Origin of the sequence: Mariniradius saccharolyticus AK6 (assembly GCF_000330725.2) — a bacterium.
GTDB lineage: Bacteria > Bacteroidota > Bacteroidia > Cytophagales > Cyclobacteriaceae > Mariniradius > Mariniradius saccharolyticus.
Map to the genome: position 1 here is coordinate 399,077 of NZ_AMZY02000010.1, position 18,229 is coordinate 417,305.

An 18,229-nucleotide genomic window follows, 5' to 3' on the forward strand; every position below is an offset into this window, starting at 1 on the left:
TACAAAAGTATGTAAACTCTATAATTATTATAGGGAATTAGCGTAAAAATTTTTATTCCCTATCCAAAATATCAGCCAAAGTCTTGTTTTCCAGCACGTTGAGCATTTCGTCGCGAACCTGGATCATGACGCTTCTGAGCCCGCAGGCGGCTTCGTTTTTGCATTCCACGCAGGGTTCGTAGTAGTTAAGGCTGACGCAGGGAAGCAGGGCAATCGGCCCGTCGAGGAGACGGATGACCTTGGAAAGTGGAATATCTTTAGGTTCTTTGATCAGGTAATAGCCGCCGCCTTTCCCTTTTTTGCTGCCAAGGACACCGGCTTTTTTGAGTTCGAGGAGGATGTTCTCGAGGAATTTGTGCGAAATCCCGTATTCCTCCGCAATATCATGGATGAGGATGGTTTTTTGGTCGCGGTGCTTTCCCAAGTAGGTGAGGGCATGGAAAGCATATTTGGTTTTTTTGGACAGCATGGATACAAAAATAAGGGAAAAATCGGGATGGGAAAGAGAAGTATTCGTCCTTAACTACCCCATCAAAAACTTGATGAACCGAACCAGTTCCTGTAAGCATAATATAGTTCCTCCAATCAAAAGGGCATAAATGAATCCGTTCCTTTGGGTTTTCCAATACCAAGTAAAAATCGTGATTCCAGCTTTGTCTTTTCTAATCTCTTTGTTGTAGCGGTAAAGCCCCCAGACAAGTAAACCAAGGCCAATTAAGAATACCATTCTATTATCTGCTTTGAAGATTCGAAGCCACCTACCGTGGCGCTGGGTGGAATTTGCAATTCCACCCTCATATACCATCCAATTTGAAATTAGAATTCACGCCCAAATACCACTTCGGAATATAGTTTGAGATCAGGTGAATTACAAATTCCACTTCACTGAAGTCCACCAACAACCTGGAAAACAAAAAATCCCCGTCTAGGTGTAGTGTGGACGTTTGGTGGTGGACTGGATGGAATTTGCAATTCCACCCAATTATCAATCCAATTTATAATTGGAATACCCCGCCAAATACCACGGCGGAAGATAGTTTGAGATCAGGTGAGTTACAAATTCCACTACATAAAAAGGTGTAGACACTATCTACGCTTAGCTCCCTTCCATTCTACGAACAGACGCGGAAAAACGCCAAAAAACAAAATGCCGATCCACAAGGGACCGGCATCTGAAAAATCACTTACCCACGAAATCGAAGTCTTTTTCGGGAATCAATCCCAAACTCAATCAAACCAAATAGCGTATTCACCATTCTCCTTCGATATTGGAGTTTTTCTCCGCTCAAAAAGACGGACCTTTTCTGAAGAAGGCCCCTCCCCTCCTGCACGGGAAGTCTCGATTATCCATCTGCAGCCGATGATTTCATATGTCGCGTGCGGCCCCACATAGCATCGGTCGTACTCGGTGTAGGTTTGGCCTGTTTGTGGTACATAAACCTGCTTGGTGCCCGGTACGATCTCGGTAAATACCATTGTTTGGTTTGAAGGATCGAAGGTGAATTTACCATCGTACTTGTTGTAATTCGTCCGCCTGTTGTAGGCTGGAGATTTGGCACAAAAATCCGATCCTTGATAGTTGAGATTTTGCGTTTGCTCGATCAATTCTCCCTTCATCGTCCCATCCGACTTGAGGATCATGTATTCAAGGTTACCCATCTCGTACACAGCATATTCCAGCTCCACCCAATCCTCCTCGGGGATATTGTTGGCAATACAGTCTACTGTTTGTCCCTCCAAGCAGCAGCCATTGGTCGACGCGACGATACCGACCGGCTTTCCTGGGGCGGAGAAATACAATTGATTTCCGACGTTGGTATACAACCAAATCCACTGATCGCCTGAACTCCAAGGGGTACACGAGGCGGAACCTTTTTTCTCGACCTTTACCACGCGCTTGAAATTGTCGAAGGTCTTTCCATTCCTGTCGTGAATGTAAATGTCGACATCAAAGCTAATCGGGAGGTCCAAACCGTTGGGGTCGATTCCCCAATAAATCACTCCCAAGGAATCCGAGCTTTCCTCTGGGTCCGGCTCGATATCCCAATAGGACGAAGCTCCCGCTACTTGAATATAAATCGACCATTCCTGGCCTTTTAGATCAGAGTTTCTAAACCGAATCCGGTTATCAAAATCCTCCAACAAAAAGATGGTGTCTTTGTCCATCTGCATGTCAGTGATTTTGGGCGATTTCGGCATTTCACCAGTTCTTTTTACCGCAAGGGGGATTCTAAGCCTGTCGCTTACCAATCCAGGATCTAAAGGAAGCTGAGGATCATTCTCGGACTTTTCCTCACAGGATAAAACAAAAGGAAGGATTACCAGCATTAGTACGAGGATCTTTGACAAAAATCTGAAGGTTTTCATGACGCTTTTGATTATTTTGAGCTAATCTACTCTAGGCGACATCCAAAATAAATACCTCAAATGAGGTACCACGACCATGGAAAATCCCACTAACGACTACATCCAAATCATTAAAGCCTTTGGCAAACAAGATTACGTCATCTTACAAAAAGACTATCAGCAGGAACTCAAAAACAACCCGCTCCTGCTCAGCCTTTGGACGGTGGGCAAGTGGTTTACCTTTGTAGCCAACACCCAAAACTGGTCGATTGAATTGGTAACAGGTGACGCTGAAGCGCTGACGGGAATGTCCAAAGAAGAAGTCCTTCAAATGCAGGGGAACTTCATTTCTGGGTTTGTTTTCCCGGACGATTTCCCCTTTGTCACTCAGACTGTACAGCAGGCGATGATATATGTCAACAGCCTGCCGCTGAATGAAAGAATCTACGTATATGTGGTTTTTTACTTTCGCGCCGTCAAGAAGTCGGGTGAAGTGATCACGATCCAAAACCAAAACATTCCCTTGGTTTTCGATGGCAACAACATCCCTTTCATTTTTGCCAACATCATCACAGATGTTTCGCACATACTCCCTTCCAATATCCCACACGCCATCGTGATCAATAAATTTTCCGGAGAGCAGTTTCACCTAGAACCAAAAAACCTCAAGATGGATCGGTTTGAGACGCAATTCTCCGACCGGGAATTGGAGATTATCCATCTCCTAATAAAAGGAAAAACAAGTCGAGAAATCGGAAAAGAACTGGGGATCAGCTATGAGACAGCCCGAACGCACAGAAAAAACATCCTGACAAAGGCCAACGTCTCCAATACAAGTCAGCTTGTCAGGTATGCATTGTTAAGCAAGGTGGTGTAGAAATTAAAAAGCAAAAATCAATCCTTTATAGTATTGTTTTTTGGAGTAGAAAAAACCCCCGAGGTAAAAAAAAAGACCTCGGGGGTTCTGGATCAAATCATTCCCACACTTCGCTTCACAAACTCCGTCAGGTCCTTGCCCGTCAGCAGGCCTTGGGCCAAGAGCGCCAAATCAAAGGACTGCTTCGCAAGCTTGGACTGCTCGCCCTCGTCGGATGCCTTGAGGATCTTGTCGATGACGGGGTGGTTGCCATTGATGGCAACCTTGTAGTTGTCCGGCATCGAGCCATAGAAACTCATGCCGCCGCCCATTTGGGCCATTTCCTTCATCCGCCGCATAAACTCATCCATGGTCACAGTCACGGGCATTTCCTCTGGGCTGAGGCCCTCGACCGAGATGCTGTAGGCTTTGTTGTCGATGGCTTTTTCGAAGATTTCCTTCACCTGCTTGGATTGTTCCTCATTCAGCAGGTTGGCATAGGAAGCGTCTTTCTCGATCAGCTTCTCGGCCACATCGGCATCCACACGCTTGAGGGAAGTCTTTTCTTCCTTCATCTCGAGGTGTTGGATAAAGTGGTTGTCGATCGGCGAATCCATCACGAGGACATCGTAGTCTTTCTTGTTGGCACTTTGGATAAAAGCATCCTGCTTGGCGACGTCATTGGCATAGAGATAGACAAGCTGCTCGCTTTTGTCGGTTTGGAAAGGCTTCACCTTTTCCCGGTATTCGGAAAGCGTGAAGAACTCGCCCTTGGTGTTTTTCAGGAGCGCGAAGTCCTTGGCTTTTTCGGCAAACTTATCCTCACTGACCATGCCGTATTTTACGAACAGACCAATGTCGTTCCACTTGCCTTCGTAGACTTTGCGGTCTTTTTTGAAGAGCTCGCCCAGCTTGTCGGCCACCTTTTTGGTGATGTAGGTATTGATTTTCTTGACGTTGCTGTCGGCTTGTAGGAAGCTACGGGACACGTTGAGCGGAATGTCGGGAGAATCGATTACCCCATGCAGCAGCATCAAAAACTCCGGCACGATATCCTTCACTTCGTCCGTGATAAACACCTGACGGCTGAAGAGTTTGATTTTGTTTTTCTGGAAATCGAAATCGTTTTTGACTTTGGGGAAATACAAAACCCCGGTCAGATTGAAGGGATAATCCACGTTCAGGTGGATCCAAAACAGCGGGTCCTCGCCAAATGGATACAATTCCTTGTAAAATGCGAGGTAATCCTCATCCTTCAAATCCGAAGGCGACTTGGTCCATATCGGCGAAGTCGTGTTGATGATGTTGTCGACTTCGACGGATTTCCACTTCTTCTCGCCTTTGTCGTCCGTACCGTCCTCCTGGCTTTCGGTCTTGGTGCCAAACTTGATCGGCACGGGCAGGAATTTGCAGTATTTGTCGAGGATTCCCTGGAGCTTCCACTTGTCCAAAAACTCTTCCGAATCCGCATTAAGGTACAGAATCACGTCCGTGCCGCGGTCTTTTCTCGAACCCTTGGCAATCTCGAATTCGGTGCTGCCGTCGCATGTCCATTGCACAGCTTCGGCTCCATTTTGGTACGAAAGCGTCTGGATTTCGACCTTGTCCGCTACCATAAAGGCAGAATAGAAACCAAGACCAAACTTGCCGATGATCTCATTGGCGTCCTTGGAGTCCTTGAATTTCTCCATGAACTCGGTGGCGCCTGAGAAGGCGATCTGGTTGATGTACTTCTTGACCTCGTCGGCAGTCATACCCAAACCTCGGTCGGAGATCGTGATGGTTTTTTTGTCTTTGTCAAAAGCCACCTCGACCTTGATATCGCCCAATTCGCCGCCATATTGACCGAGTTGGGCGAGGCGTTTGATTTTTTGGGTGGCGTCTACCGCGTTGGAGACCAGTTCCCGGAGGAAGATTTCATGGTCTGAGTACAAAAATTTCTTGATGATCGGGAAGATATTCTCGGTATGGATCGAGATGGTACCTTTTTCCTGCATGGCTATAAATAGTTTGAGTTTTGGATCTTTTTGACGATACGTACTTAACAAGTGTTGTTCCAAAGGTTTTTGAATGTCAATTTGGCAGAATCTTCACCCAGTTTTGCCGAAAAAATGACCTGAACTCCCTACAAAAAATTTGTCTGGGCAGGTTAACAAAGTCCCTGTAAGTTTGTTGGTACCTAGCATAAAATGAACATCGTAATGATCAGCGCCTGCACGCCGAGGGAAAAATTGGTAGTTCACCAGGTAATCAAGAATTTCCCCAATGTGACGGTCATACACCCTGACAGCAAAACCACCACGTCTGCGGGTCGAAAAGCCAAGCAACGAAATTGGGATTTTTGGGGAAGGAAAATCATCAATTTTCTGCGAAAAAAGACAATCGAAAAATCACCCAAAATGTCTCGCTTGCATCAATGTGAATTTTGGGATACCGCCAAATCATCGAGGCAACAACACGCTCCTTTGGCCTTGGTAATTAAGGAATTTTGACAATATCGGAGGGAGCATCCACTACATCAATGGAGGCGTAGACACCGGCAGGGTCTTGGCCGAAGTATACCCTGCCTTGGAAAAGAAGGAAAGAGAAACCGAATTGGACCTCAAAACCTCATAATCGCTTGAAGTCGCATAGATCAAGGTGTTGCGTTTTATTGTCGAAGACGGGAAACTGTCCCAGACGGAAAAAGGTAGAAATTTCAAATTGTACGAAAGGCCCCTCGGGATTAGCCTCAAGGCAATCCTCCTTCATAAAGTGGGCAGATTGAAACCCGAACCAAGAAACGAGTGGATGGAATTTTTCTTTACCGAATTCTCCAAAATTGTCTCGCTCCAAACCAAAGATAGCGCGGAATCCATGTAAAAGTTGTTAATTTATAGCTATGAATATTGTAATCATAAGTAATTGCTCTCCCAGAGATATCCTTGTGCTGCAGCACTTAAGGACGGGATTTGACAACGTGATTATAATTAGACACAAGCGATCTAATAGTTTTTTAAAAAGACGCCCAAAAAACCAAGGATACGTCGAATTTATTGGAAAAAAAGTTCTTAGCCGTCTTCGAAATAACTCCCTTAGAAAAAAATCCCCAGTCATTTCGCTTGACGATAGTAATTTCAAAATCATTGATTTTGACCATGGACGTATCAATTCCCAAGATGGATTAGAAATGCTGCGCTCATTGGACACGGACTTATTGGTAACCTGCCATGCTCCGCTTCTTAGTGGCAGTGTCCTTAAAGTCGCCAAGGTGGCGGCTATAAATGTGCACTATGGAATTCCCCCGCAGTATCGCGGCTTTGACACCTTGTTTTGGCCTTGGTTTAAGAAAGACAGCGATCATATTGGAGGTTCTATACATTACATCAATGCTGGGGTAGATACCGGAGATGTTTTAGCAAAGGTTTACCCTGCCCTTGAAAAAAGCGACTCAGAAACCGATTTTGATATCAAAACCGCAGACCTGCTCGGAATCGCCCTAACCAAAGTATTGGCATTCATTATCAATGAGGGACACATACCCATTGGGGAAAGGCAGGTAGGAAAGGGTAGAAATTACAAAAGGGTTGATAGGACACTTTGGATTAGCATCAAGGCGATACTTTTTCATAATTTAGGAATGATCAATCCAAAACCTAGAAAGGCAAAAATCGATTTTTTTCTTACCAAAAGCTAGAAACTCTCTCGGCTGTAGAAAATGGATAGCGGGCGATACATAGTTTAGGTTATTTTTGCGCCATGTTCCAGCAACTCAAGACCCTCATCAAGAAGGAAATTACGCTCGAATGGCGGCAGAAGTATGCGCTCAATGGCATCTTGCTGTATGTCATATCGGCTGTGTTTTTGACTTATTTGAGTTTTGGGGCGAGGGACGGCAATATCAGCCCACCTACTTGGAATTCACTGTATTGGATCATTATCCTTTTTTCGGCAGTAAATGCAGTGGCCAAAAGTTTTGTCCAGGAGCATCAGGGGCGGCAACTCTACTACTACATGGTGGCTTCGCCAGAGTCCATCATCCTATCCAAAATGATCTACAATGCGCTCCTGACCTTGCTCCTGGCCTTGCTCGGTTACTTGGTATTCAGCGTCATTTTGGGCAATCCGATTGCCAATCAAGGGCTTTTCCTCGTCAACCTGGTTTTGGGTGCCTTGGGATTCTCGGCCTGCCTGACGATGGTTTCGGGTATCGCCTCCAAGGCTAGTAATAATGCGACGCTGATGGCGATATTGAGTTTTCCAGTCGTCATCCCGATCCTGTTGATGGCTATTCGCGTGTCCAAAAATGCCATGGACGGATTGGATTGGTCCACGAGTTCGGACAAGGTCTTGACCTTAGTTGCCATCAATGCCATTGTGACCGCGACAGCCTACCTGCTTTTCCCCTACGTTTGGAGGAGTTAGGAAGTAAATGGATTTAACTTTTTGGGAAGTGGATTTTCACATGAATCCGACGCTTTTCATCGCATTCCTGCCGTTCCCAACATAAAATGACAAAAAGCACCGTAATGAGGAACTTATGCCCTATTTTTGCGCTTGAAAATTGCAAAAGTAACCCATGAAGGCAAAGTGGTGGAAAGTCCTGGCCATAATCCTGCTGGCCTATACCCTTACGGCCGGACTTCTGTTGGATGTACCCAGGCTACCTATTCTGAACGAGACCATTCGCGCATTGTATTTTCACGTGGCCATGTGGTTTACGATGATCCTTTTGCTATTGGTGGCAGTGGTGTACAGCATCCGATACCTCCGCAGCAACGACTTGAAAGATGACGATGTCGCCATCGAATTTACCAATGCAGCAATACTTTTTGGCTCCATAGGCATATTGACAGGGATGCTTTGGGCGCGCTTCACTTGGGGCGCCTTTTGGGTCAATGACCCCAAACTCAATGCGGCGGCCATCGGCATGTTGATGTATTTCGCCTATTTGGTGCTGAGAAATTCCCTTGTCGATGTCAGCCAAAGGGCCCGCATCGGCGCTGTATACAATATTTTCGCTTTTTCTGCCTTTCTTCCCTTGATATTCGTGCTTCCAAGGCTGACCGACAGCCTCCACCCCGGAAACGGGGGTAATCCCGGCTTCAATGCCTACGACCTGGATTCCCAGCTTCGGATGGTGTTTTATCCCGCGATCATTGGTTGGACGCTCTTGGGCGCTTGGATCGGAACACTGCGCGTAAGGCTACGCCGGGCAGAGCGAAAAATCGAAGAAAAATTGATCAATCAGGTATCATGAAGAAATGGATTATTCTTTTGCTGATGGCTTGGAGCCTTCAGGCAAGCGCACAAGATAAAATCGAAATCACCTCTGAGGATTACCAAAACTCTGGTGTAGAGATGGCGGATGCGATGCGTGCTGATGGAAAAATCTATGTTTTGGTGGGCATTATCTGTATCGTATTTGCCGGAATCACCGTATACGTCATCCAAACAAATAGAAGAGTCAGCAAGTTGGAGAAGCTGTTGGAATCACAGGAATAATGGAATCCCAAGCGTTGGCTTGAAAATAATCAACTAATTATTATGAAAAAAGGACATATCATCGGACTTGTGATTATAGGCATAGCAATCCTGATTATCGTCTCGATGCTGGGCGATGCCAGTACCTATGAGTCGTTTGCTACTGCCAAAGAAATGAAATCAAACGGAAACGACAAAGCCATCCACGTGGTGGGCCAGTTGAAAAAAAGTGCAGATGGGAATGTGGAGGGAATCCAAGTCAATGAAGACAAAACATCCTTCTACTTCATGATGGTGGACAACGAAGGCACCGTACAGCAGGTCTATTACAATGAACCCGTGCCTACGGACTTCTCTCGGGCAGAACAAGTCGTCGTAATCGGATCTTACAAAAACGAAGACCTTTTTGTAGCTGATAAGATCCTGATGAAATGCCCCTCCAAATACCAGGAAACGGAAGTTTCAACAGCTGGTATGTAACCCAACAGTAGCTTCCCCCTTTTATGATCAATACCTTCGTCGGTAATCTCGGCCATTTTGCAGTCATCGTTTCCTTTGTGAGTTCCTTGGTGACTGCTTTTGCTTACTACCAGTACATCAAAGCCACTGAGTTGGAAAAAGCCAACTGGCGGAGATTCAGCCGTTCTTTCTTCTACATCCATGCCGTGGCCAGCGTCACGGTTGCGTTTGCACTTTTCGAAATCATCTACAACCATCGTTTCGAATATTTCTACGCCTATTCCCACTCTTCCAAAGCACTTCCTGTTCATTACATGATTTCGAGTTTTTGGGAAGGCCAAGAGGGTGCGTTTATCCTATGGATATTTTGGAATGTGATGCTGGGACTCGTCTTGATCCATACCAATAAGTTTTGGGAAGGACCTGTGATGATCGTGTTTTCATTGGTTCAGGCCTTTTTGGTCTCGATGATTTTGGGGGTCGTGATCGGTGATTTGAAGATCGGATCATCTCCATTTATCCTATTGCGGGACATGATGGATGCGCCGATTTTTGAGATGAACCCGGATTTCGTACCCGAAGACGGTACTGGCTTGAATCCCTTGCTTCAGAATATCTGGATGGTCATTCACCCGCCGACGCTTTTCCTGGGATACGCGTCCACCTTGGTGCCTTTTGCCTTTCTGATGGGCGGGTTGGCGACCAAAAAATACACTGAATGGGTGCGGCCTGCTTTGCCGTGGGCACAGTTCTCGGCCATGATTTTGGGCATGGGCATCATCATGGGTGCTTATTGGGCTTATGTGACGCTGAACTTTGGCGGGTATTGGAATTGGGACCCGGTCGAAAACGCCGTGTACGTGCCTTGGCTTATCATGGTGGCAGCGATCCATACCATGATTACCTTCAAGAAAAGCAGCACCGCCTTGAAGTCCTCGATTGTTTTGGTCATTGCGTCCTTTGTACTGGTACTCTATGCTACATTCCTCGTGCGCAGCGGCGTGTTGGGTGACTCCTCGGTACACTCATTTACTGACTTGGGACTTTCAGGTCAGTTATTGATTTACATGTTGTTCTTCCTGTTTGTGGCCATATTTTTGGCGGCAAAAAACTGGAAACATATCCCGACTTCCGAAAAAGAGGCCTCTGTCTATTCCAGGGAATTCTGGATCTTCATCGGTGCCACGACTTTGGCCTTGATGGCTTTCCAAGTGATTTTGCCCACGTCCATTCCCGTTTGGAATGCCTTGGTCGAAAGCTTCGGCGGCATTTCCAACCTTGCCCCTCCTGCGGATCAGATCGGCTTTTACACCAAGTTCCAATTGTGGTTTGCTGTGGCGGTTGCTTTATTGACAGCTGTTGGGCAGTTTTTTTGGTGGAACAAGATGGACTCTAAGGCGCTCCGTGAAGCTTTAGTGACTCCATATGTCATTTCCGTTGTACTGTCAGCGATTATCATTATTACCGGAAAAGTATTCGACATCACCTACATCATTGTCGTTTTGGCAGGAACTTTCACAATTGTGGCCAATGCAACGATTTTGATTCGCTTATTGAAAAAATCCAACTTCAAATTGGCGGGAGGGTCTTTGGCGCATATTGGCTTGGGGATGGTTTTGATCGGGGTCATGTTTTCCTCTGGTTATTCCGAGGTGATTTCCTACAACATGTCCGGATTGACCTACAGCAATTCCTGGGAGGATGAAATGAACAAAGAGCACGTGCTGCTTTGGATAAACAAACCGACCCAAATCAAGGATTACACGGCCATTTACAGAGGCCGTCAGAAGAAGGTGGTCGGCGTTCCTGGTTACGTCAACGTCAATCTCATAGAATCCACGGGCAATGTCAACGAGGCGATTGCGCTGGAAGACATTGTCAAAAACGGCAAAACCTATTTCAAAAAAGGGGACACGCTTAAAATCGTATTGGAGGAAAATGATTATTTCCAGATCGACTATTACCAAAACGACGAGCTGAAATTCACGCTGAATCCCATGTCCCAGTTCAACAGCAGCATGGGTCTGATTTCGTCACCCGACTCCAAACGCTATTTGACCAAAGACCTCTACACATTCGTATCAGCCATCAATGATTTTGAGGATCCGGAGTGGAAGGAAGACGAAACCTTTGAAGTATCGCCGGGTGAACAGTTTTTTATTGCTGATTTCGTGACGCAATTTGAAGGAGCAGAGGTGCTCAAAGAGATCGATGGCATGCAGCTAAATGATGGGGATATCGCCGTCAGGGCCAACTTGAGTGTGATGGACTATGATGTCGAGAAAAAATTGCAGCCGGTTTTCATCATCCGTGGTAACCAAGTCGGCAAAATCCCCGCGATCGACAATGAACTGGGCGTAAAGGTGGAATTGGAAAATATCTTGCCAGAGCAAAACAAGTTTTCCTTTAAGGTCAATCGCTACCAAAAGGACTATGTGGTACTGAAAGCTATCCTCAAACCTCAAATCAATATCCTATGGATTGGCACCATTATCATGCTGATCGGATTTACGGTCGCAATCTACCGCAGGTACGACGAATTCAGCAAAATGCGTGACAAGGGATTGGAGGGTTCTTAATTCCTATGTCGCACCCCATTTTCAACACCTCGATCGACCGATATTCCTTTTTGACTGCGGCAAACCCGGGAATTTTGTACTTTAAAGTTTGGAACCATTGAACATGCAGTACAACTTGAAAGAATTGCCCAACGGCATCAGAATCGTACATCAGGAAATTCCGCATACTAGGCTGGTGCACTGTGGGTTTGTGCTTAACATCGGCAGCCGTGACGAGTCCAAAGAACAGGAAGGGTTGGCCCATTTTTGGGAACACATGGCCTTCAAGGGTACCAAAAAACGGAAAGCCTTTCACATCATCAATCGCCTCGAATCCCTCGGCGGCGAGCTCAATGCTTATACAACCAAGGAAAAAGTCTGTTTCTATGCCAGCCTCCTGAAGGACCATTTTGGAAAAGCAGCTGAACTGCTTTATGATATTACCTTTCATTCGACTTTTCCCAAAAAACAGATTGAGAAAGAACGCCAAGTGATTCTGGAGGAAATGTCCATGTATAGGGATTCTCCCGAAGACTCCATCCAAGACGACTTTGACGAATTGGTTTTTGAGGGGCATGCCTTGGGAAGGAATATTTTGGGAAATGAGGAAACTGTCAAAAGCTTTGGGCAAGAAGATTTCTTTGATTTTATCTCGACGAGGTTTGACACTACCCAGATCGTTTTTTCGGTTGTGGGCAACGTCTCATTCAAAAAGGTGCTGCAACAGGTGGAAGGTGTTTTGGCGGAGATTCCTGCGAAGAGAAGCCTTTACGTCCGAAGCAAATTTGCAAGCTACCAGCCCAAGACCAAAACGCTCGAAAAAGATATCACGCAGGCCCATTGTGCGATAGGTAAGCCAGCCTACTCCATGTATGACCCGCGTCGCTTCCAACTCTACCTGCTCAATAACATCCTCGGCGGACCGAGTATGAATTCCCGTCTGAACCTTGCACTCCGCGAAAAGCACGGCTATGTGTACAGCGTCGAATCCAACTATCAAGCCTACTCTGATACCGGGTTTATTGGTGTTTTTTTTGGCACAGAACCGGGCACGGCAGGCAAAGCCAAAAAGCTTGTCCTCCATGAAATGGAGAAACTGCGTACGCGCAAAATGGGAAGCCTCCAACTTCACATGGCCAAAGAACAGGCCATTGGCCAAATGGCCATGGCTGAAGAAAACTACGCGGCGCTGATGTTGGTCTTTGGGAAAAACCTGCTTGACAAAGGCCGGATAGACTCATTGGATACCATTTTTGGAATTATCCGTGAAACCACCGCGGAAGATATCCTGACGATCGCGAATGAGGCCCTGGACCCAAATCAACTCAGCTACCTCAACTATATTCCCGCATAAGATGGAATTCATCGACCCAGCTTTATTGGCATATTGTGAAGCGCACAGCAGCGAGGAAGATCCGGTTTTGAAGCATATCTACCGTGAAACCCACGCAAAAGTGCTGATGCCCAGAATGCTCAGCGGGCACCTCCAAGGGAAGTTCCTGGAATTCATCTCGAAATCCATCCAACCCAAAGTAATCCTAGAAATCGGCACCTATACCGGATATTCGGGCATTTGCTTGGCGCGTGGCCTGGCAGCAGGAGGCAAACTCATTACCCTCGACATCAACGATGAACTTGAGACGATGGTCAGGGGATTTTTTGAAATGGCAGGTCTCTCCGACCGCATCGACTACCGCTTGGGCAATGCCCTAGAGATCATTCCGAGCCTCCATGAGCAGTTTGATATGGTCTTTATCGACGCCGATAAGGCCAACTACATGCGTTATTATGAACTAGTAATAGACCAAGTAAGGCCAGGAGGCGTTATTTTGGCGGATAACGTTCTGTGGTCAGGAAAGGTAATCCCCGAGGCTGGAAAAAAAATCGACAAAGACACACAGGTGATCCTAGATTTCAATAAAATGGTTCAACAAGACCCAAGGGTGGAAAATATCCTCCTTCCTATCCGGGACGGACTGATGATGGCGAGAAAAAAATGAAAAAGAACAATACAATTCGCTTGACTTTATTGGCTTTTGCCTTTCTGATATTCGGAGAGGTATTTGGACAAGTGCCGCAGGTGCCGTCGGAAATGCGCTTTGCGGACCTAACAATCAAGATCAATGAGCAAGCAAGGAGGGAAATCCAAGCCGATGTGGACGCACTCTACCGCAACGCCTCCTATTTTCAAGTGAAAGCAGAGCGGGTAAACCTTTACCTGCCGATTGTGGAGAGGGAATTGCGTGCGGCGGGCGTACCGACCGACTTCAAATACTTGGCAATCCAGGAAAGCAGCCTGATCGCCGACGCTGTTTCCACATCCAATGCGGTAGGATTTTGGCAATTCAAACAGGGCACTGCAGAGGAGGTATCCCTGCGTGTGGACAGCCAAGTGGACGAGCGCAAAAACATCGTTGCTTCCAGCCAGGGTGCTGCCCGTTACCTTAAAAAACACAATGCGCAATTCAACAATTGGATGTGCGCATTGGTCTCCTATCAAATGGGCCTAGGTGGTGCAAAAGCCTATTTTGGCACACAGTACAATGGGAAAAAGGTGGTGGAAGTGGATCGGAATTTCCATTGGTATTTCAAGAAGTTCCTAGCGCACATGGTGGCATTTGAAGCCCCAACGGTGATGCTGGCATCCAATTCAGGCTTCTTGGAGGAAGTCCAAGTGCAAGGGCCTACTACTTTGAAGGCCTTGGCCCCAAGGCTTGGCGTCACGGAAGCACATTTGAAAGAATACAACAAATGGAGTCTGAGGGGAAATGTACCGGATGATAGGCCGTATTCAATCCTATACATCAGGCAAGGTGCACAAAAATCAGTTCCTGCCATTGCCTCGTCAACGCAGACCCAAGCTTCCGAAACCACTTATTCGCCTCCGGCCAGGTACATTTCAAGCCCTCCAGCCAATCCTTACCCAAAAATCACCGGGAATACCCAAAATTCCACCCAGCCAAACCAAATCAAGGCCAACGACTTGAATGCAATCAAGGCCGCCCAAAATACCCGTCAGGAAAATCTAGCACAAGAGGTAGGTCTCAAAGAAGGTAAATTCAGGAGAATCAATGACCTCGGCAAAAATGAGAAAATCCTAGCTGGGGAGTATTATTACACCGAACCCAAAAGATCAAAAGCAGAAGCCGAAACCCACGTGGTAAAACCCGGAGAGACACTTTGGTCGATTTCCCAAATGTACGGCATTAAGCTTTCCGCGCTGAAGGCAAAAAACCGAATCCGCGAGGACCGCGATCTCAAAGCTGGCATGATCCTAAATCTGCAGGATTTCAGACCTCGGAATGAACCCATCCCAATGGTCCCTGCCAATGAATACCGGCGGATCGTCGCAGGCGAAGAAACAAGCCCCCCTTCCAAAACCCTGACTCCAAAAACGGAGGCAGCTCAGAATCCAAGCACCCCCTCTACATCCACCGCCGAGCGTAATGCCAATCGGGTGATACATACTGTAGTAAAGGGAGAGACGTTATTCCGCCTAAGCCAACTGTATGGTGTTTCGGTGGATGATATCAAAAAATGGAACAACTTATCCGATAACAATATCCGCATTGGACAAAAAATAACGATTTTGAAGCCCTGATCGAGCGAGCGCTATTTCTGAAATGTTGAAAAGATTTCTTGTTTCTTTTTTATTGCTTTTTACTGCATGGGGATTAGTCCGTGCGCAGGATCCGCTTCAAAAAGCCGATACGCTGCTGATTAGTGGCGACACAATAATTATGCTGGGGGATTCGGTCATTATCAAACAGGCACCCAAGCCTGTCTATTGGGAAAAAGGCGGGAACTACAACCTCAGCATCCAACAGGTCAGTCTTTCCAACTGGAATGCGGGTGGTTCGAGCAACCTCGCCTTCAATACTGGCCTGAACCTATTCGCCAATTACAAAAAAGACCTCATCATCTGGGACACCAAATTGACCATCAACCTCGGCTTCAACCGCCAAGGTGGAAGGAGCTTTGCCACTAGAAAAACAAACGACAACTTTTTCTTTATCACCAAGTACGGCCGCGAGCTTTCGCCAAAGTGGTTCCTTTCCACGCAGCTGGACGCACGTACACAGCTCTTGGCTGGATACCGCTACTTCAGACCTGCGGGTGCGGAGGAAGATGCGAGGACCCGGCTTTCGGACTTTCTGGCGCCAGCCTACATCCAATCCTCCACCGGTCTCAACTATCGCCGGGATTTCAAAAACAAAGATCGCCTTTCGCTCATCGCGTCACCTTTTACGGGGAGGTTCACGATTGTCATGGATGATTCCCTGAGCAATGCGGGTGCTTTTGGCGTGGTGCCCGGCGAACGCTTGTATGCAGAAGCGGGGCTTTCCTTCAGCTCGATGACGGATTTCCAGATTCTCGAAAACGTCAGGTGGAGAGCAGATCTAAACCTCTTTACCAACTTCGAGCGACTCGGCAACTTTGTCGTCAACCTCAACTCGGTCATCAGCTTCCGTGTCAACAAGTACATCACCACACGGATGGAAACAATCTTGATTTACGACGAAAAAGTCTTTATCCCGCAAGATAACGGTCCTCCCAAACAGGCTGTACAGCTTCAAAATGCGATCAACTTTGGCTTGGCACTGGAATTCTAAAAGTCGGTTTCCAGTTTGAACCGATTCAGCAGTTCATCAAGCAAGTCGCTTTTTTCCCGAAGGTAATGCAGCTTGTCGGTGCTCGTGTAGAGTCGCTTTTTGTCATCTTTGACTTCCTCCCGTACCTCAAATTCAATCTGTAGATTGTAATTGTTGAGTTTCCGTCTGAGTTCGGTCGTGATTTCTTGTTTGATTTTTTGAAAAATACCGGCCTGAATGTCCGATACCAAATGGAAAACTGCCTTTTCACCCTCCAATTCAAAAGGCTGATTCAGCGCGACTGCTTCCAGATTTCTATGCTCTTCCTTGAAGGCTTGTATAATCCCCACCAAAACATTGGACAGCTTTTCTTTATCAAAAAAATCAACCTGGTGTTCCTCGACTTTTTCATGGACGGTACGCTCTTGAGCAACCTGTGCAGGCACATCGACCGATTGCTGGGAGACAATCTTTTTAGCTGCTGTGATGCTTAATGGAATCGAAACGGTTTTCTGGATGGGCGTCTTCTTTGCCTCCAGTCCATTGCCATTTTTGAAAAGTGAAGGTGCCGGTGACGCGGGTTCGACACTAGGAGATGCTTGGGCTAAGCTTTTTTTTTTGAATCCTCCTGTGCCAAAGCCGCCAAGCTGATCGCTTGTGGGAGCTTGGAAAGTTTCATCAGCGCCAATTCGACATGAAGGCGCTGGTTACGGCTGCTCTTATAGTTGATATCGCACTGGTTGCAAATATTGAGTGCCGAAAGTAAAAATGAAATGGAAGTCTGTTCGGATTGTTGGAGGTATCTGGCTCTAGCTGACTCAGAAACTTGCATGAGCGTCACAGTCTCAGGGTCCTTGCACACCATCAGGTCGCGCAGGTGCTCCGAAAGACCCACGATGAAGTTGTGCCCATCAAATCCTTTCTTTAAAATCTCATCAAAGGTAAGCAGGACCTGACCGATGTTTCCCGCCAAAACCGCATCCAAGACCTTGAAATAGTAATCGTAGTCGAGGATATGGAGGTTGTTGATCGTTTCCTGATAGGTAAGCTTATTGGTAGCCGAATAGGTAACGATCAAATCAAAAATCGAAAGGGCATCCCGCAGCGCGCCGTCAGCCTTTGTGGCGATCAGGCGAAGAGCCTCTTCCTCTGCCTCGATATTTTCCTGCTTTGCAATATGGGTGAGGTGATCGGCAATGTCCTTGATCTGTATCCTGTTGAAGTCAAAAATCTGACAACGGGAAAGGATCGTTGGGATCACCTTGTGCTTTTCCGTGGTCGCCAAAATAAAGATGGCGTACTTCGGCGGTTCCTCCAATGTCTTCAAAAAGGCATTGAAAGCCGCATTGGAGAGCATGTGCACTTCGTCAATGATATACACTTTGAAAAGTCCATGCTGGGGCGCATACCTTACTTGCTCGACCAGGTTGCGGATATCATCGACCGAATTGTTGGAAGCGGCATCGAGCTCGTGGACGTTGAATGATGCGTTGTTGTTGAACGCCGTGCAGGAATCGCATTTATTGCAGGCTTCGAAGTCGGCAGTGCGGTTTTGGCAGTTGATAGTTTTTGCCAAAATCCGCGCACAGGTGGTTTTACCTACACCCCTTGGCCCGCAAAAAAGGAAAGCCTGTGCCAAATGGTTGTTCTTGATCGCATTCTTCAGCGTCGTGGTAATGTGCTGCTGCCCAACCACGGAGTTGAAGTTGGACGGCCGGTATTTCCGCGCTGATACGACAAAGTTTTCCATCGCTGCAAGATATAAAATTATTGTAATTCTGGACTTGGGAATCCATGAACTGTACCAGTGATTTTTTGCAACAATTTCATAATCAGGGATAATAATTGACCGTTTCGATTTTTCAGACCAGGCGACTTAATTTGATTTCCCAAAACTTGGATTGCGCCCAAATCCTCAAATCCAAGGCAGACTACGATTTTTCCCCTGAAAAATT

The 18,229-nt window shown here is 46.7% G+C and carries 17 protein-coding genes; 12 read left to right on the forward strand and 5 right to left on the reverse strand.

Annotated features, from left to right (window positions below; all coding sequences use genetic code 11):
* Window positions 1–52 precede the first annotated feature (52 nt).
* Together C943_RS10995 and C943_RS11010 are read right to left on the reverse strand one after the other, a co-directional pair.
* Complete coding sequence (locus C943_RS10995) at window positions 53–469, reverse strand: RrF2 family transcriptional regulator (RefSeq protein ID WP_008627637.1); 417 nt, start codon at window positions 467–469, stop codon at window positions 53–55.
* A 758-nt stretch (window positions 470–1,227) separates the two neighbouring features.
* Window positions 1,228–2,367: a hypothetical protein gene (locus C943_RS11010; protein WP_157198506.1), complete on the reverse strand. Its 1,140-nt coding sequence runs from the start codon at window positions 2,365–2,367 to the stop codon at window positions 1,228–1,230.
* A 76-nt stretch (window positions 2,368–2,443) separates the two neighbouring features.
* Here C943_RS11010 and C943_RS11015 point away from each other — a divergent pair, with 76 nt between their 5' ends.
* Window positions 2,444–3,223 (forward strand): helix-turn-helix domain-containing protein, encoded by a 780-nt coding sequence (locus tag C943_RS11015; protein ID WP_008627646.1) that lies wholly within the window; start codon window positions 2,444–2,446, stop codon window positions 3,221–3,223.
* 92 nt (window positions 3,224–3,315) lie between these two features.
* On the opposite strand, the gene htpG is transcribed toward C943_RS11015, so the two are convergent.
* Window positions 3,316–5,199 (reverse strand): molecular chaperone HtpG, encoded by a 1,884-nt coding sequence (gene htpG, locus C943_RS11020; protein ID WP_008627647.1) that lies wholly within the window; start codon window positions 5,197–5,199, stop codon window positions 3,316–3,318.
* A 192-nt stretch (window positions 5,200–5,391) separates the two neighbouring features.
* Here htpG and C943_RS11025 point away from each other — a divergent pair, with 192 nt between their 5' ends.
* The 11 genes from C943_RS11025 to C943_RS11080 all read left to right on the forward strand — a co-directional run bounded on the left by C943_RS11025 (window position 5,392) and on the right by C943_RS11080 (window position 16,295).
* Window positions 5,392–5,694: a hypothetical protein gene (locus C943_RS11025; RefSeq protein WP_040480144.1), complete on the forward strand. Its 303-nt coding sequence runs from the start codon at window positions 5,392–5,394 to the stop codon at window positions 5,692–5,694.
* A gap of 389 nt (window positions 5,695–6,083) precedes the next feature.
* Window positions 6,084–6,878 carry a formyltransferase family protein gene (locus tag C943_RS21735; protein WP_008627653.1) on the forward strand — a complete coding sequence of 265 codons (795 nt, stop codon included), beginning with the start codon at window positions 6,084–6,086 and terminating at the stop codon, window positions 6,876–6,878.
* 62 nt (window positions 6,879–6,940) lie between these two features.
* Entirely contained in the window at window positions 6,941–7,606 is a 666-nt protein-coding gene (locus C943_RS11040; RefSeq protein ID WP_008627654.1) for a heme exporter protein CcmB, read from the forward strand.
* A 154-nt stretch (window positions 7,607–7,760) separates the two neighbouring features.
* Window positions 7,761–8,441: a cytochrome c biogenesis protein CcsA gene (ccsA, locus tag C943_RS11045; RefSeq protein WP_008627655.1), complete on the forward strand. Its 681-nt coding sequence runs from the start codon at window positions 7,761–7,763 to the stop codon at window positions 8,439–8,441.
* Window positions 8,438–8,686: a CcmD family protein gene (locus C943_RS11050; protein WP_008627656.1), complete on the forward strand. Its 249-nt coding sequence runs from the start codon at window positions 8,438–8,440 to the stop codon at window positions 8,684–8,686. The genes ccsA (C943_RS11045) and C943_RS11050 overlap by 4 nt, the downstream gene beginning before the upstream one ends.
* 42 nt (window positions 8,687–8,728) lie before the next feature.
* On the forward strand, window positions 8,729–9,145 hold the full coding sequence (locus C943_RS11055) for a cytochrome c maturation protein CcmE domain-containing protein (RefSeq protein ID WP_008627657.1): 417 nt from the start codon (window positions 8,729–8,731) through the stop codon (window positions 9,143–9,145).
* Between the two features lie 23 nt (window positions 9,146–9,168).
* Window positions 9,169–11,703 (forward strand): cytochrome c biogenesis protein CcsA, encoded by a 2,535-nt coding sequence (gene ccsA, locus C943_RS11060; protein WP_008627658.1) that lies wholly within the window; start codon window positions 9,169–9,171, stop codon window positions 11,701–11,703.
* Window positions 11,704–11,806: 103 nt separating this feature from the next.
* Window positions 11,807–13,036 carry a M16 family metallopeptidase gene (locus C943_RS11065; RefSeq protein ID WP_008627660.1) on the forward strand — a complete coding sequence of 410 codons (1,230 nt, stop codon included), beginning with the start codon at window positions 11,807–11,809 and terminating at the stop codon, window positions 13,034–13,036.
* 1 nt (window position 13,037) lies between these two features.
* Window positions 13,038–13,682 (forward strand): O-methyltransferase, encoded by a 645-nt coding sequence (locus C943_RS11070; RefSeq protein WP_008627661.1) that lies wholly within the window; start codon window positions 13,038–13,040, stop codon window positions 13,680–13,682.
* On the forward strand, window positions 13,679–15,283 hold the full coding sequence (locus C943_RS11075) for a LysM peptidoglycan-binding domain-containing protein (protein ID WP_008627662.1): 1,605 nt from the start codon (window positions 13,679–13,681) through the stop codon (window positions 15,281–15,283). The genes C943_RS11070 and C943_RS11075 overlap by 4 nt, the downstream gene beginning before the upstream one ends.
* Before the next feature lie 22 nt (window positions 15,284–15,305).
* Window positions 15,306–16,295 (forward strand): DUF3078 domain-containing protein, encoded by a 990-nt coding sequence (locus C943_RS11080; RefSeq protein WP_040480154.1) that lies wholly within the window; start codon window positions 15,306–15,308, stop codon window positions 16,293–16,295.
* Here the strand turns inward: C943_RS11080 and C943_RS11085 are convergent.
* On the reverse strand, window positions 16,292–16,720 hold the full coding sequence (locus C943_RS11085) for a hypothetical protein (protein WP_008627664.1): 429 nt from the start codon (window positions 16,718–16,720) through the stop codon (window positions 16,292–16,294). The genes C943_RS11080 and C943_RS11085 overlap by 4 nt on opposite strands.
* Window positions 16,721–16,878: 158 nt before the next feature.
* On the reverse strand, window positions 16,879–18,024 hold the full coding sequence (locus tag C943_RS11090) for a DNA polymerase III subunit gamma/tau (RefSeq protein ID WP_008627668.1): 1,146 nt from the start codon (window positions 18,022–18,024) through the stop codon (window positions 16,879–16,881).
* Between the last annotated feature and the right edge of the window lie 205 nt (window positions 18,025–18,229).

Bases quoted from the DNA above. Each gene is read 5' to 3' on its own strand.
- C943_RS21735 (WP_008627653.1), top strand. From the start codon at position 6,084: ATGAATATTGTAATCATAAGTAATTGCTCTCCCAGAGATATCCTTGTG.
- C943_RS10995 (WP_008627637.1), bottom strand. From the start codon at position 469: ATGCTGTCCAAAAAAACCAAATATGCTTTCCATGCCCTCACCTACTTG.
- htpG (WP_008627647.1), bottom strand. From the start codon at position 5,199: ATGCAGGAAAAAGGTACCATCTCGATCCATACCGAGAATATCTTCCCG.
- C943_RS11025 (WP_040480144.1), top strand. From the start codon at position 5,392: ATGAACATCGTAATGATCAGCGCCTGCACGCCGAGGGAAAAATTGGTA.
- C943_RS11010 (WP_157198506.1), bottom strand. From the start codon at position 2,367: ATGAAAACCTTCAGATTTTTGTCAAAGATCCTCGTACTAATGCTGGTA.
- C943_RS11075 (WP_008627662.1), top strand. From the start codon at position 13,679: ATGAAAAAGAACAATACAATTCGCTTGACTTTATTGGCTTTTGCCTTT.
- C943_RS11055 (WP_008627657.1), top strand. From the start codon at position 8,729: ATGAAAAAAGGACATATCATCGGACTTGTGATTATAGGCATAGCAATC.
- C943_RS11065 (WP_008627660.1), top strand. From the start codon at position 11,807: ATGCAGTACAACTTGAAAGAATTGCCCAACGGCATCAGAATCGTACAT.
- ccsA (WP_008627658.1), top strand. From the start codon at position 9,169: ATGATCAATACCTTCGTCGGTAATCTCGGCCATTTTGCAGTCATCGTT.
- C943_RS11040 (WP_008627654.1), top strand. From the start codon at position 6,941: ATGTTCCAGCAACTCAAGACCCTCATCAAGAAGGAAATTACGCTCGAA.
- ccsA (WP_008627655.1), top strand. From the start codon at position 7,761: ATGAAGGCAAAGTGGTGGAAAGTCCTGGCCATAATCCTGCTGGCCTAT.
- C943_RS11015 (WP_008627646.1), top strand. From the start codon at position 2,444: ATGGAAAATCCCACTAACGACTACATCCAAATCATTAAAGCCTTTGGC.
- C943_RS11070 (WP_008627661.1), top strand. From the start codon at position 13,038: ATGGAATTCATCGACCCAGCTTTATTGGCATATTGTGAAGCGCACAGC.
- C943_RS11050 (WP_008627656.1), top strand. From the start codon at position 8,438: ATGAAGAAATGGATTATTCTTTTGCTGATGGCTTGGAGCCTTCAGGCA.
- C943_RS11080 (WP_040480154.1), top strand. From the start codon at position 15,306: ATGTTGAAAAGATTTCTTGTTTCTTTTTTATTGCTTTTTACTGCATGG.
- C943_RS11090 (WP_008627668.1), bottom strand. From the start codon at position 18,024: ATGGAAAACTTTGTCGTATCAGCGCGGAAATACCGGCCGTCCAACTTC.